We start from the raw sequence: 14,171 nt of genomic DNA, 5'->3' as shown, positions 1-14,171 counted from the left end.
CGACGACCGTCGACCGCGCCGTCACGCTCCCCTCACGCGCTGGGGCGCCCGGGGGCGCGGGACGGGCCGCGGCGCCGCCCGTCCCGCGCCGGACGGGCGGAGTGCGCGAGGATGGAGACATGGCGAACCGACTTGCGCAGGCCACGTCCCCCTACCTCCTCCAGCACGCCGACAACCCGGTCGACTGGTGGACCTGGTCCGAGGAGGCCTTCGCGGAGGCGCGGCGGCGCGACGTGCCGGTGCTGCTGAGCGTCGGCTACTCCAGCTGCCACTGGTGCCACGTCATGGCCCACGAGTCCTTCGAGGACCGGGCCACCGCCGACGAGATGAACGCGCACTTCGTCAACATCAAGGTCGACCGCGAGGAGCGGCCGGACGTCGACGCCGTGTACATGGAGGCGGTGCAGGCGGCGACCGGGCACGGCGGCTGGCCGATGACGGTGTTCCTCACCCCCGACGCCGAGCCGTTCTACTTCGGCACCTACTTCCCGCCGGAACCCCGGCACGGCATGCCGTCGTTCCGGCAGGTGCTGGAGGGCGTCCGGCAGGCCTGGGAGGAGCGGCGGGACGAGGTCGGCGAGGTCGCCGGGAAGATCACGCGGGACCTGGCGGGCCGGGAGCTGTCCGTGGGCGACGACCAGGTGCCCGGCGAGCAGGAGCTGGCGCAGGCGCTGCTCGGCCTGACCCGCGAGTACGACCCGCAGCGCGGCGGCTTCGGCGGGGCGCCGAAGTTCCCGCCGTCCATGGTGATCGAGTTCCTGCTGCGGCACCACGCCCGCACCGGCGCGGAGGGCGCGCTGCAGATGGCGGCGGACACCTGCGAGCGGATGGCGCGCGGCGGCATCTACGACCAGCTCGGCGGCGGCTTCGCCCGCTACTCCGTGGACCGCGACTGGGTGGTCCCGCACTTCGAGAAGATGCTCTACGACAACGCCCTGCTCTGCCGGGTCTACGCCCACCTGTGGCGGAGCACCGGCTCGGAGCTGGCGCGGCGCGTCGCGCTGGAGACGGCCGACTTCATGGTCCGCGAGCTGCGCACACCGGAGGGCGGGTTCGCGTCCGCGCTGGACGCCGACAGCGACGACGGCACCGGACGGCACGTGGAGGGCGCCTACTACGTGTGGACGCCGGCGCAGCTGCGCGAGGTGCTCGGCGAGGCGGACGCGGAGCTGGCCGCCCGGTACTTCGGGGTGACCGAGGAGGGCACCTTCGAGGAGGGCGCCTCGGTGCTCCAGCTCCCGCAGCGCGACGAGGTGTTCGACGCGTCCCGCGTCGACGGCATCCGGGAGCGGCTGCTCGCGGCGCGCGACCGGCGGCCCGCGCCCGGGCGGGACGACAAGGTGGTCGCCGCCTGGAACGGCCTGGCGATCGCCGCGCTCGCCGAGACCGGCGCGTACTTCGGCCGGCCGGACCTGGTCGAGGCCGCGGTGGCCGCCGGTGACCTGCTGGTGCGGGTGCACCTGGACGAACACGCCCGCATCGCCCGGACCAGCAAGGACGGCCAGGCGGGCGGCAACGCGGGCGTGCTGGAGGACTACGCCGACGTCGCCGAGGGCTTCCTGGCGCTGGCGTCGGTGACCGGCGAGGGCGTGTGGCTGGACTTCGCGGGCCTGCTCGCCGACCAAATCCTGACCCGCTTCCGGGACGCCGGGTCGGGCGCGCTGTACGACACGGCGTCGGACGCGGAGCGGCTGATCCGGCGCCCGCAGGACCCGACGGACAACGCGGCCCCGTCCGGCTGGACCGCCGCCGCGGGCGCGCTGCTCGGCTACGCCGCGCACACCGGATCCGAGCCGCACCGCACGGCTGCCGAGCGGGCCCTGGGCGTGGTGAAGGCGCTCGGCCCGCGCGTGCCGCGGTTCATCGGCTGGGGTCTGGCGGTCGCCGAGGCCGTGCTGGACGGGCCGCGCGAGGTCGCGGTGGTCGGGCGGGGCCCGGAGGACCCGGCGACCGCGGAGCTGCACCGCACGGCCCTGCTGGGCACCGCGCCCGGCGCGGTGGTGGCCGTGGGCACGGAAGGCGGCGACGAGTTCCCGCTGCTCGCGGACCGCCCCCTCGTCGACGGCGCCCCGGCCGCCTACGTCTGCCGCGACTTCACCTGCGACGCCCCGACCACCGACCCGGACCGGCTGCGGACGGCGCTCGGCGGGCGGGCGTGAGAGCCGTCGTACGGCGTCGTCAGCCGCGCTCCGCCCGCGACGCCACCGCGCGCTCCACGATCGCCTCCAGCTGTTCGTGGTGCGCGCCCTTCCAGTAGGCGCGTCCGCAGTCGGAGCACTGGGCGAACACGTCGTACGTGCGGTGGGTGCCCTCCTCGAGCTGGTCGGCGACGTCCTCCTTGCCGGCCGCGCGCAGCAGCCCGTTGCAGGCGGTGCAGCGGGTCCAGGGCCGCAGCTCGGGGTCGAAGCGGTCGAGGACGTACGCCAGCTGCTCCTCGGGGCGGGTGCTGTAGACGAAGGCGCCCGCCCACAGTTCGCGGCGGCGCAGCAGGCCCCGGTCGCGGCTGAGCATGACCCGCTGCTCGGCGGCCGAGCGGGCGGCCAGCGCGGGGTCGCCGATGTCGGTCGACTCGTACGCGGTGTCCACGCCCAGCAGCCGCAGCCGGCGGGCGAGGGTGCCGAGGTGGACGTCGAGCAGGAAGCGCAGGGGGGCGCCGGGCACCCGCTGCGGGTGGGCGTGGGGGCGGACGGTCACCGACTCGCCGGCGGCCGGGACGTGTCCGGCGGACACCTCGCGGCCGTCCACCAGCAGCGTGCCGACCTCGGTCAGCGGGACGCCGAGGGACTCGACGACGTGGCCGAGGCTGGAGACGCCGTCGGTGGGCGTCCGGAGGGTGCCTGTGGGGCGTGCCCGGGGGACGAAGAGGAGCAGCTCGGGGGCGAACTCGACGTGGATCTCGGGACCGTTCACCCGGTCAGGATGGCATGTCCGGGGCGCGGCGCCTCAGGAGGTCGCGGCGGGCAGGCCGTGCTCGATCACGTCGACGGCCCGGTCGGCGAGGCCGGTGGGGCCGCCGTGGTCGTCGCGGCGGCATCCCGTCCGGGTACGCCGCGTCGGCGGAGCGGGCGAGGGCGAGGGCGGGGGAGAGGGCGGGCAGGGCGGGCCGCTCGGCGACGGCTGTGCGCCGCTCGGCGACTCCCGGCCGCGTCGGCGGCGGGCCCGGCGTCGTGCCGGTGGGGCCGGCCGGGCCGCGTCCACCGCACGTTCAGCGGCCGGAGCGCGTCCGGGCATGAGAAAAGGCCGCGGCGTCGGTGCCGCGGCCTTGTGCGCGAGGGCGGAACGCTCCCCCGGGGGCGCCCCTACGCGTGCTGGTAGGCCACCAGTGAGATCCCCACGTAGTGGGCGATGAAGGCGGCCAGGGTGAGGGAGTGGAACACCTCGTGGAAGCCGAACCAGCGGGGGGAGGGGTTGGGCTTCTTGAGGCCGTAGACGATGCCGCCGATGCTGTAGAGCACGCCGCCCACGATGACCAGGACGAGCACGGCGACGCCGCCGGCGCGCATGAAGTCGGGCAGGTAGAACACCGCGGCCCAGCCCATCGCGATGTAGCAGGGCGTGTAGAGCCAGCGCGGGGCGCCGACCCAGAAGACGCGGAAGAGGATCCCGGCGGCCGCCGCGGCCCAGATGCCCCACAGCAGCCAGCGGCCCTTGGATTCGGGCAGCAGCAGGATCGTCAGCGGGGTGTAGGTGCCCGCGATGATCAGGAAGATGTTGGCGTGGTCGAGGCGGCGCAGCACGCCGTCCATGCGGGGGCTCCAGTCGCCCCGGTGGTACAGCGCGCTCACACCGAAGAGCAGGCAGGCGGTCAGGGCGTACACACCGCAGGCGAGGCGGCCCCGGGAGGAGTCGGCGAACGCGGTGAGGGCCAGTCCGGCGACCAGTGCGGCCGGGAACATGCCGAGGTGGAGCCAGCCGCGGAGCTTCGGTTTGACGGGGTGCGGCAGAGAGGTCGCCACCGGGCCCCGGCCTTCGGCCTGCGGGTCCTTGGGCGTGTCGGGGGCGAACGCAGTCATATCGGCATGTTACCTACGGGACCGTAAGTTACACCTCTGGGCGACCCGTTGGGCGTGCGGAGTGGCCATCCTCTCACGCCGGCCGACGTGCCCCGTCACGCAAAGATTCGGTTTCGTCCACTCAACGTGCGCGTAAAGCCGCACGACAATCGTGGTCAGCGTCACGTTGCTCACTTGTGCGGCCCTCTGGACAGATGGGCGCGCGCATCGGATGATCAAATGAGTGCGGTCGACACCGGATGAGCGCCAGAGTCACCACTTCCCGCATCCGGGTCGCAGCCCCCACGGGGCCTCCACAACCACAAAACCCTCATTTAGGAGCAAACGTGGCGCGCGACATCGCGGAACCCGGCGTCCCCACCACCCACCAGGGACTGATCTCCTGGGTCAACGAGATCGCAGAGCTGACACAGCCGGACGACGTGGTCTGGTGCGACGGCTCGGAAGCCGAGTACGAGCGCCTGTGCGGGGAGCTCGTCGCCAAGGGCACGTTCAGGAAGCTGGACCCGATCAAGCGTCCGAACTCCTACTACGCGGCCTCCGACCCGACCGACGTCGCCCGGGTCGAGGACCGGACCTTCATCTGCTCCGAGAAGGAGGAGGACGCCGGCCCGACCAACCACTGGAAGGCCCCCGCCGAGATGCGGGAGATCTTCCAGGGCGAGAAGGGCGTCTTCCGCGGCTCCATGCGCGGCCGCACCATGTACGTCGTCCCCTTCTGCATGGGCCCGCTCGGCTCGCCGCTGTCCGCCCTCGGCGTGGAGATCACCGACTCCGCGTACGTCGCCGTCTCCATGCGCACCATGACCCGCATGGGGCAGGCCGTCCTCGACGAGCTCGGCGACGACGGCTTCTTCGTCAAGGCCGTGCACTCCGTCGGCGCCCCGCTGGAGCCCGGCCAGGAGGACGTCCCCTGGCCCTGCAACCGGACGAAGTACATCTCGCACTTCCCCGAGGACCGCGAGATCTGGTCCTACGGCTCCGGCTACGGCGGCAACGCCCTGCTCGGCAAGAAGTGCTACGCCCTGCGCATCGCCTCCGTCATGGCCCGCGACGAGGGCTGGCTGGCCGAGCACATGCTGATCCTGAAGCTCACCCCGCCGCGCGGCGAGTCCAAGTACGTCGCCGCCGCCTTCCCGAGCGCCTGCGGCAAGACCAACCTCGCCATGCTGGAGCCGACCGTCCCCGGCTGGACGGTCGAGACGATCGGCGACGACATCGCCTGGATGCGCTTCGGCGAGGACGGCCGCCTCTACGCCATCAACCCCGAGGCCGGCTTCTTCGGCGTCGCGCCCGGCACCGGCGAGCACACCAACGCCAACGCCATGAAGACCCTGTGGGGCAACTCCGTCTTCACCAACGTCGCCCTCACCGACGACGGCGACGTGTGGTGGGAGGGCATGACGGAGGAGCCCCCGGCCCACCTCACCGACTGGAAGGGCAACGACTGGACCCCGGAGTCGGGGACCCCGGCGGCCCACCCCAACGCCCGCTTCACGGTGCCCGCGTCCCAGTGCCCGATCATCGCGCCGGAGTGGGAGGACCCCAAGGGCGTGCCGATCTCGGCGATCCTCTTCGGCGGCCGCCGCGCCACGGCCGTACCGCTGGTGACGGAGTCCTTCGACTGGAACCACGGCGTCTTCCTCGGCGCCAACGTGGCCTCCGAGAAGACCGCCGCCGCCGAGGGCAAGGTGGGCGAGCTGCGTCGCGACCCGTTCGCCATGCTGCCGTTCTGCGGCTACAACATGGGCGACTACATGGCCCACTGGATCGACGTGGCGAAGGACAAGGACCAGTCCAAGCTGCCGAGGATCTACTACGTCAACTGGTTCCGCAAGAACGACGAGGGCGCGTTCGTCTGGCCCGGCTTCGGCGAGAACAGCCGCGTCCTGAAGTGGATCGTGGAGCGCCTGGAGGGCAAGGCGGAGGGCGTCGAGACGCCGATCGGCATCCTGCCGACGAAGGACGCCCTCGACACGGACGGCCTCGACCTCTCCGACAGCGACCTGGACTTCCTGCTCACCGTGGACAAGGAGGTGTGGCGCGAGGAGGCCGCCCTGGTCCCCGAGCACCTCGACACCTTCGGCGACCACACCCCGAAGGAGCTGTGGGACCAGCACCGGGCGCTGGTGGAGCGCCTGGGCTGACCACGCCCGCACAGACCCCGCGGCCGGCCGGTATGAGGATGCCCTGACCAGCGATCGTCACGATCCGGCCGGCCGCGGAACACACCGGCGGGGCCCGCACAACGGCGTGCGGGCCCTGGGGCCTGTCGTCCCCCCCGTCCGCCCCGGCGGGAGCGGTGACGACAGGCCTTCGCCATGCCCGCGGGCGTGCTCAGTCCGCTCGGTCCTCCAGGTAGCGGGTGTGCGACTCCTGCCGGCGGGCCTCCGACTCGCGCAGGCTCGCGGCCAGCCCCTCCGCCTCCTTGCGCAGCAGACCCAGCTGCCGTTCCAGGTGCCGCTCCGGCGGCTCCTGCCCCGGAGCCAGCCGTGTCCACCAGCGGGTGCGCACATAGGCGTCGACGGCCTCCGGAACGTCCTGGCGCACGGCACGGGACAGGGTGTGCACGGCGTCCGGGTCCTGGACGAGGATCTCGGTCACCCACCCCGGGTCCAGCAACGCCCCCAGCAGCTGGGTCAGTTCCGTGAGCCGGTCCCGGGCCGCGGGCGGCAGGTCGACGTCCGCCAGATACTCCCGGAGCCGCTCCAGGTCGGCCCGTACCTCGTCGAGCTGGGCGGACGGGTCCGGGAAGTCCGGCACCGCGGGACGCTCCGGCGGGGCGATCAGCACGCCCGCCCCGTACAGCCCCGTCACCACGACCGGCCAGTACGGTCCCGCCGCCCCCGTGAAGGTCAGCAGCAGCCCCGCGAGCCCGCCCGCGCTCCCGGCGAGGTTCTTGCGGGACTCCAGGTACGCCAGCGCCCTACTGGTAGCCACGGATCTCCTCGAACGCACCTTCGAGCGAGCCCTGCCCGTCGAAGAGCCGGCCCCCGGTCAGCTCGGCGATGTGCTCCAGCTCCGAGCGGTCGGAGTCGCCGAACAGGATCGGGAAGACGGGGATGTCCCGCCGGTCACCGGACAGCCCCCGGTAGAAGGAGTCGAAGTCGGCGGCCCCGGCGCCCGCGGTGTTCTCGCCGTCCGTCATCAGCACGATCGAGGTGAACGTGTCCTCACCGGTGCCGAGATGGTCGTAAGCCTTCTCCAGGGAGGTGTAGATCGCCGTCTCGCCCTCCGCCCGCAGGCGCGCGGTGTCGCGTCGGATCGCGGCGAGGCCCTGCTCCGGGTCGGAAGGACTGACGGCGTGCGTGCGCACGCTCTTCACCGCCGAGCCGAACGGCATCAGCGTGATCTCCTCACGGTCGCGGAAGTCGCTCGTGAGGTCGGTGAGGGCCTTCTTCAGCCGGTCGAGGCGCTCGCCCTCCATCGAGCCGGAGGTGTCGAGGACGTACACCGTCCGCGAGGGACGGCGCAGCTCGTTCTCGTACGCGTCCAGCAGGCCGTCGGCGACGGAACGGCTGCCCGGGAAGGGCAGTTCGCGGCGCCTCGCCGTGTCGAGGCCGGAGGCCGGCGGCACCGAGGCGACGACCGGACGGCGGTGCGTGTGGTCGGTGATCAGCCGCTGGACGGCGTCCGTGCGCAGGGCCTCGGCCACGCGGCGCACGTCCTCACGGGTGGCGGCGTCGGTGGCGGCGAGGGAGGAGAGGGGATAGTCGGCCGTGACGACACCGTCCTTCGGGCGGATCACGGTGAGGTTCTCGAACCCCTGCAGGACGGACTCGTAGTTGAGGAGCGCGTCCACGTCCCCGCGCCGCTCGTACGCGCCCGCCAGCCAGCCGGAGGAGCCCGAGGTCAGTTCCTGCCCCCGGAAGAACTCCTTCATCCGCGGCCCGGCCTTCGCCACGTCCGCGTCGGTGAGCGCGGACTGCGCGCCGGAGAGCGCCGAGGCCACCGAGACCAGCGTGGAGAAACCGGAGTTGGAGCGGGCCGGGTCGGTCATGCCGTAGGTGAGCCGCCCGTCGCGCACGGCTCGCTCGATCGCGGACCAGGTGACCTCCTCCGGCTTCCAGCCCAGCTTCTCCACGGTGGCCGGCCTGACGCCGACGGCGACCGGGCTGGACATGACGGGCGTCTCCGAGACGACCTTCTCCGCCGCCTCCGGGCGCAGCCGCAGGTAGTCGTTGGAGGACAGCCAGACGGCGTCGTACCTGCCGTCCGTCCTTCCCGTGGCCAGCATGTCCACGGCGTCGAGCGTGCCGGTGTAGGTCGGCCGGAGCGTCACCCCGGTGTCCTTCTCGATCCGCTCGAACACCGGCGTCATGTCACTGAGCTCGCTGGAGGCCAGGACGCGCAGGGTGCCCGGCTCGGCGGCGTACGGGTCCGTGTCCTTCCCGGGGTCCGGGTCGGCCGTGCACGCGGTCAGCAGGGCCGCGGCGGCGACGAGCAGCGCGGTCAGGGGCCGTCGTCTCATCCGAGGCCCCCTTCCGGCGCGCCCTGCGCCCGGCTGCGCTCCAGGTACGTGCTCGCGTGCCGGAGTTCGGCGGTCAGGTTCTCCACCGTGACCGCCATCGCCTCGGTCGCCTGCGCCTTGTAGGTGTCGATGGCGTCCAGGGTGCGGTGGATCTGCTGGAACGCGGAGCGAAGGGTCTCCGCCCCGACCGCGGGGTCGGCGGCGATGCGCTGGATCTCCCCGCTCTGCGTCGCCAGCATCTCCGCGTTGCCCCGGATCAGGTCCTCCGTGGTGCCGCGCAGGGCGTTGACCTGCTCGGCCACCTTCTTCTGGTGGTCCAGCGCGGAGGCCAGCATCACGGAGATCCGCAGCGCCGACACCGTCGTGGTGGCCGCCCGGTCCACCCCCTTGATCAGCTCGTCGTTGTTGCGGCGTACGATGTCCATGGCGAGGTAGCCCTGGGCGCACACCGCCAGCTGGGTGAGCAGGTCCTGGTGCTTCTGCCGGACGGGGAAGAGCACGTCGGCGCGGAGCGAGCCGGCCTGCGCCGGGTCGGTGGCCTCGACGCCGGTGATGTGCTGCTCGACGGCCGTGTCCAGGGCCTCGGTGAGGACGACGTACTCCTGGAGCTTGCCCATGATCTCCCACAGGCGGACCCGTTCGGTCTGCAACGCGGCGTTGTCACGGCGCAGTTCGTCCTGACCGCCGCGCAGGGAGGCGACGACGGCGTTCAGCGTGCCCTGTGCGGAGGCGTACTTGGCGAGGTGGTCGCGGAGCCTGTTGCCGCCGGGGAGCCGGGAGAGGAACGCGCGGCCCCTGCGGGCCGGCAGGTCCCGCGGGTCCAGGTCCTCGACCACGCGCCGCAGTTCGACGAGGGAGCCCGCCACCTTGGACTGCGCGTCGGCGCCCTTGCCGGGCAGGCTGCGGACCGCGCGCTCCAGCATGCGGTTGGACTGCGCGGTCGCGGTGCGCATCTCACCGGCGCCCAGCGCGGTGATCTCGCCGACCTTCCCGGCGAACTCGGGCGAGCGGGCGTCCAGCGCCGCCAGGCCCTCGACGTACGCGGCGGCCTTGGCGGCCATGCCGGCGCGGACGCCGTCGTCGACGGGCACGAGACCGCCGGCCCGCTCCCGCGGCACGGGCCGGACGGCCTCGGGCGGCGTGAGGATGAAATCGCCGTCGGTGCTGCTGCTCATGGTGTTGCTGTCCCCCTTCATCCGCGCGCCCGTCGCGCCAGTTCGCGCAACACCGCGGAGGTGGGCACGGGCGCCTGGCGGACGCCGGTCAGTCGCTGCTTGAGGTAGGCGGTGCGGCCCACGGCGGCGGCCGCGAACTCGGCCACGTCGCCCTGCGGGCGGAAGCCGTGCCGGACGGCCAGTTTGCGCAACGCCGGGTCGTTGCCGAGGAGGCCGGCCAGCCTGCGGCCGTTCTCGGTGAGCGGCACGACGGTGTGGTCGCTGTTGACCGTGGTGTCCGGGTAGAGGACGACGAGGTCGTCCGCGTTCTGCTGCTCGTCGAGGAGCGCGGTCACCTGGGACTCGTAGACGAGGACGAGCGGGTTGCCGGCACCGCTGACGAAGTCCCGGAACGCCGCGTCCGTGCCGGACTGCTGGGCGCCCTGGACGCTGACCAGGGTGCGCATCAGGGGAGCGGTGCGCTCCAGGTCGGCGTCGCTCGCGACCACCTTGCCGCCGTTGGCGACGTAGGAGGCGGCGGCCAGGTACAGGGCGCCGGAGTTGGAGCTCTCCGGGTCGGTGCTGGAGATGAAGAGGGTGCCGGTCAGCTCCCCGTACTTCTCCGCCCCGTCGAGCTGCTGCCAGGTGCGGTCGCGTTCGGCCGCTTCGAGGTAGGCATCCATCCTCAGCGTGCCCGGGTGCTCCTCGTCGAGCTCGGCCAGCCCGTTCGCGGCCAGCACCTCGGCGGCCCCGCGGCGGGACACCACGACGAGCGGCGAGTAGAACGGACGCGGGAGCATCCCGCGGACCCCGTACTTCTCGGCCAGCTCGACGGCGGGCGCGCGGCTGGACGGGAAGGCGAGGTCGTACCCCTCGAGGTCCAACCCTTCCATGGCCCAGGACCCGGAGGTCTCGGCCTCGACGGTGTAGCCCTGGGCGGCGAGGGCCTCCACCACGTCCGGATCGGCGAAGAACTCCGCCTTCTCCGATCCGATCACCATGCGCACGGTCTTCGTTGCCGTGCCCGTTTCCCCGCTGTCCCTGCCCGCGACGACGGCGGCCGCCACGCCACCGATGAGCAGCACCGCGAGGAAGATTCCTGTAATCCGTCTCACGCCCGGAGCATCCCGCCGGAATCCAACGTTCCCGGGCGGCTCCGGTGAACGGGCAGTGTCCGAGCGATACTGGTACGCAACGGGAACCAGCCACTCCGCACCGGTGCGCCCGTGGCGGACCCTCAGATCACGCGGAACAGGTCGGCGGCGCCGTGGACGTCCGTCAGATCGTCGACGGTGCGGAGGCTGTCGCACAGGGATTCCAGGACCGACCTGGCCCCGGCGGCCTCCGGGGCGGCGAGGTGCGCACGCCCTGGGCCGGAACGTGGTGTGGCGCCCGGTCCGCGCGTCGCTGCGGGTTGCGCGCGGACCGGGGCCGTACAGGGGAGCCCGTGAGGGCTCTCAGTGGGCGGAGGACGCGAGGGGGCGCGGCTTCAGGGCCGCGGTGTGCGCGTCCATCCGCTCGGCGGCCAGGATCGCCACCGCCGTGTCCGCACGGGACGCGGCGACGACCAGGGCGCGTCCGGCGAGCGCGTGCGCCCTCCGGTGCAGGGCCGCCGGGTCCGGCTCGCGGCTGTGCGTGGCCGCCGTCGCACGGGCCGGCGTACGTCCTCCCCGCAGGCGGGTGATCTCCTGGGTGAGCCGCTCGGCCGCGGTGTCCAGATCGGCCGAGGACGCCGCCGCGCGCAGCTCGTCGGTGACGGCGAGCAGGGCGGCGAGATGGCCCGCGAGCTGGATGTCCAGCTCCTCCTCGCGGGACCTGTGGGGGAAGTCGTGAGGGCCGGCCATCGTGCTGTGGACCGACTTGGAGCGGATCGGTTCGTACATGGATGGCCTCCTGGGTGCTGACAGGAAGACATCCTAGCTTAGATTCTGTCTAAAGTTGAGTCGCATTCGAAAGTGATCAGTCCCAGGTGCGGTGCGCAGGCCGCCCCGGCGCGCGTGGCCGGCTGCACCGGCGTGGTGCCGTCCCTCAGTGCTGGCTGTAACCGTCGAGGAAGCGGGCGATGCGGCCGACCGCGTCCCGCAGGTCGGTGACCGACGGCAGGGTGACCACCCGGAAGTGGTCCGGGTCCGGCCAGTTGAAGCCGGTGCCCTGCACGACCATGATCTTCTCGCGGCGCAGCAGGTCCAGCACCATCCGCCGGTCGTCCTCGATCTTGAAGACCTCGGGGTCCAGGCGCGGGAAGAGGTACAGCGCGCCCTTGGGCTTCACGCAGCTCACGCCCGGGATCCGGGTCAGCAGTTCGTAGGCCGCGTCCCGCTGCTCGCGCAGCCGGCCGCCCGGCAGCACCAGGTCGTTGATCGTCTGGCGGCCGCTGAGCGCCGCGACCACCCCGTGCTGGCCCGGCATGTTCGCGCACAGGCGCATGTTGGCCAGGACGGTCAGGCCCTCGATGTAGGAGTCGGCGTGGGCGCGCGGGCCGGAGATCGACATCCAGCCCACCCGGTAGCCGGCCACCCGGTACGCCTTCGACATGCCGTTGAAGGTGAGGGTGAGGAGGTCGGGGGCGACGGACGCGGTCGGCACGTGCTGCGCGTCGTCGTAGAGGATCTTGTCGTAGATCTCGTCCGAGCAGACCAGCAGGTTGTGGCGGCGGGCGATGTCGGTCAGGCCCTTGAGTACCGCCTCGTCGTAGACCGCGCCGGTCGGGTTGTTCGGGTTGATGATCACGATCGCCTTGGTGCGGTCGGTGACCTTGCGCTCCACGTCGGCGAGGTCCGGCATCCAGTCGGACTGCTCGTCGCAGCGGTAGTGCACCGCCGTGCCGCCGGAGAGGGAGACCGCGGCCGTCCACAGGGGGTAGTCGGGCGCGGGGACGAGGACCTCGTCGCCGTCGTCGAGCAGGCCCTGCATCGCCATCACGATCAGCTCGGACACGCCGTTGCCGATGAAGACGTGCTCGACGTCGGTCTCGATGCCGAGCGTCTGGTTGTGCATGACGACCGCCCGGCGCGCGGCCAGCAGGCCCTTGGCGTCGCCGTAGCCGTGTGCCGTCGACACGTTGCGGAGGATGTCCTCCAGGATCTCGGGCGGGCACTCGAAGCCGAACGCTGCCGGGTTGCCCGTGTTCAGCTTGAGGATGCGGTGACCGGCCGCTTCCAGCCGCATCGCCTCCTCGAGCACCGGGCCCCGGATCTCGTAACAGACGTTGGCGAGCTTGGTCGACTGGATCACCTGCATGCTGGGAGCTTACGGCCCGGTATGGCCCCTCGGGCCGTGTTTTCCGCCACGTGAGACGCACCGGTTCGGGTGTTTTCGTCCTCGGTGTGACGGTCGTGGGCGCGCGTCTCCCTCATCTCCGCGCCGGGCCCCCCCCGCGCCCGGCCCCTCCTTCCGCGGGTTCAGGGGTGACCCTGCGGGTCGTCCCGCGTCCGGACGCCGGGGGTGCGTGCCGCCCGGCCACCGCCGGGAAACGCGCCCTTGTCCGCCCGGCGTCCCCATGCTGACAATGCGCATGACAATTCTGTGGGCGGCCGGAGCGATCCGGCCGCCCGACGCCGCATTGAGGGGACCCCCCATGAGAAAACCTCTCGTCGTCGCGCTCTGCGCCCTGGCACTCGCCGGGGCGGGCGCGACCCCCGCGGTCGCCGCCGCGCCTTCCCCCACGGGCGCGGACACGGCCACGGGCACGGCCCCGGCCACGTCGTCGACGGATGTCGTCGACGACACGGTCGGGACCGTCGCGGACGCCCTGTCCGGACTCACCGCGCCGAAGGCCGCCGCGGTGAACTTCGCGGGCGCCGTCTCGCTGAGCAACTGCTCCGGCTCCGTCGTCCGCATGCCGGGCTCGGCCGCCGCCGACCCGGCGCTGGTGCTCACCAACGGCCACTGCCTGGAGAGCGGCTTCCCCGCGCCCGGCCAGGTCCTCACCGACCGGGCGTCCAGCCGCACCTTCGGCCTGCTGAACGCCTCCGGCACCAGGGTCGCCACCCTGCGCGCCGACCGGCTGGTCTACGCGACCATGACCGACACGGACGCCGCGATCTACCGGCTGAACACCACGTACGCGCGGATCAAGAGCTCGTACGGGATCGACCCGCTGACCCTCAGCAGCCGCCGTCCGGCCGCCGGCACCGCCATCAGCGTGGTCTCCGGCTACTGGAAGCGGATCTACCGCTGCTCCGTCGACGGCTTCGCCCACCGGCTGAAGGAGGGCGACTGGACCTGGAAGGACTCGGTCCGCTACACCTCCGCGTGCGACACCATCGGCGGAACCTCCGGTTCCCCGGTGGTCGACGACGCCACCGGACAGGTGGTCGCCGTCAACAACACCGGCAACGAGGACGGCGGCCGCTGCACGCTCAACAACCCGTGCGAGGTCGACGCGAACGGCGGCGTCACGGTCCGCCAGGGCGTCAACTACGCCCAGCAGACCTACCCCTTCACCGCCTGCTTCACCACCGGCAACCGGCTCGACCTGAGCGCGAGCGGCTGCACCGTGCCCAAGCCCTGACAGACCCGGCGGGGCGGACG

At 72.5% G+C, this 14,171-nt stretch carries 11 protein-coding genes; 3 read left to right on the top strand and 8 right to left on the bottom strand.

Annotation, left to right across the window (positions count from 1 at the left end; genetic code table 11):
• Positions 1-119 precede the first annotated feature (119 nt).
• The gene (locus C1708_RS12180) at positions 120-2,159 is read left to right on the top strand and encodes a thioredoxin domain-containing protein (RefSeq protein WP_198602473.1); all 2,040 of its coding nucleotides are present in this window, start codon (positions 120-122) and stop codon (positions 2,157-2,159) included.
• 19 nt (positions 2,160-2,178) lie between these two features.
• Here the strand turns inward: C1708_RS12180 and C1708_RS12175 are convergent, their stop codons facing one another.
• Both C1708_RS12175 and trhA read right to left on the bottom strand, forming a co-directional pair.
• The gene (locus C1708_RS12175; protein WP_106412701.1) at positions 2,179-2,910 is read right to left on the bottom strand and encodes a Mut7-C RNAse domain-containing protein; all 732 of its coding nucleotides are present in this window, start codon (positions 2,908-2,910) and stop codon (positions 2,179-2,181) included.
• Positions 2,911-3,299: 389 nt separating this feature from the next.
• Entirely contained in the window at positions 3,300-4,013 is a 714-nt protein-coding gene (gene trhA / locus C1708_RS12170; RefSeq protein ID WP_106412700.1) for a PAQR family membrane homeostasis protein TrhA, read from the bottom strand.
• Between the two features lie 326 nt (positions 4,014-4,339).
• On the opposite strand from trhA, the gene C1708_RS12165 reads away from it, so the two are divergent.
• Positions 4,340-6,160, top strand: a complete 1,821-nt coding sequence (locus tag C1708_RS12165) for a phosphoenolpyruvate carboxykinase (GTP) (RefSeq protein WP_106412699.1) — start codon at positions 4,340-4,342, stop codon at positions 6,158-6,160.
• A 190-nt stretch (positions 6,161-6,350) separates the two neighbouring features.
• Here the strand turns inward: C1708_RS12165 and C1708_RS12160 are convergent, their stop codons facing one another.
• The 6 genes from C1708_RS12160 to C1708_RS12135 form a co-directional block, all read right to left on the bottom strand.
• Positions 6,351-6,953 carry a hypothetical protein gene (locus tag C1708_RS12160; RefSeq protein ID WP_198602472.1) on the bottom strand — a complete coding sequence of 201 codons (603 nt, stop codon included), beginning with the start codon at positions 6,951-6,953 and terminating at the stop codon, positions 6,351-6,353.
• Entirely contained in the window at positions 6,940-8,484 is a 1,545-nt protein-coding gene (locus tag C1708_RS12155) for a substrate-binding and vWA domain-containing protein (RefSeq protein WP_106412698.1), read from the bottom strand. The genes C1708_RS12160 and C1708_RS12155 overlap by 14 nt, the downstream gene beginning before the upstream one ends.
• Positions 8,481-9,659, bottom strand: coding sequence for a toxic anion resistance protein (locus C1708_RS12150; protein ID WP_106416264.1), 1,179 nt, complete (start codon positions 9,657-9,659; stop codon positions 8,481-8,483). The genes C1708_RS12155 and C1708_RS12150 overlap by 4 nt, the downstream gene beginning before the upstream one ends.
• 17 nt (positions 9,660-9,676) lie before the next feature.
• Positions 9,677-10,753 (bottom strand): substrate-binding domain-containing protein, encoded by a 1,077-nt coding sequence (locus C1708_RS12145; RefSeq protein WP_241911230.1) that lies wholly within the window; start codon positions 10,751-10,753, stop codon positions 9,677-9,679.
• 342 nt (positions 10,754-11,095) lie between these two features.
• Positions 11,096-11,521 (bottom strand): SCO4983 family protein, encoded by a 426-nt coding sequence (locus C1708_RS12140; protein WP_106412696.1) that lies wholly within the window; start codon positions 11,519-11,521, stop codon positions 11,096-11,098.
• Between the two features lie 145 nt (positions 11,522-11,666).
• Positions 11,667-12,878: a pyridoxal phosphate-dependent aminotransferase gene (locus C1708_RS12135; RefSeq protein ID WP_106412695.1), complete on the bottom strand. Its 1,212-nt coding sequence runs from the start codon at positions 12,876-12,878 to the stop codon at positions 11,667-11,669.
• Between the two features lie 337 nt (positions 12,879-13,215).
• On the opposite strand from C1708_RS12135, the gene C1708_RS12130 reads away from it, so the two are divergent.
• Entirely contained in the window at positions 13,216-14,151 is a 936-nt protein-coding gene (locus C1708_RS12130; RefSeq protein ID WP_106412694.1) for a S1 family peptidase, read from the top strand.
• The last annotated feature ends 20 nt before the right edge of the window (positions 14,152-14,171 follow it).

Origin of the sequence: Streptomyces sp. DH-12 (assembly GCF_002899455.1) — a bacterium.
Classification (GTDB): domain Bacteria; phylum Actinomycetota; class Actinomycetes; order Streptomycetales; family Streptomycetaceae; genus Streptomyces.
The sequence above is the reverse complement of the archived record's forward strand: the minus strand, read 5'-3'. Positions and strand labels throughout refer to the sequence as shown.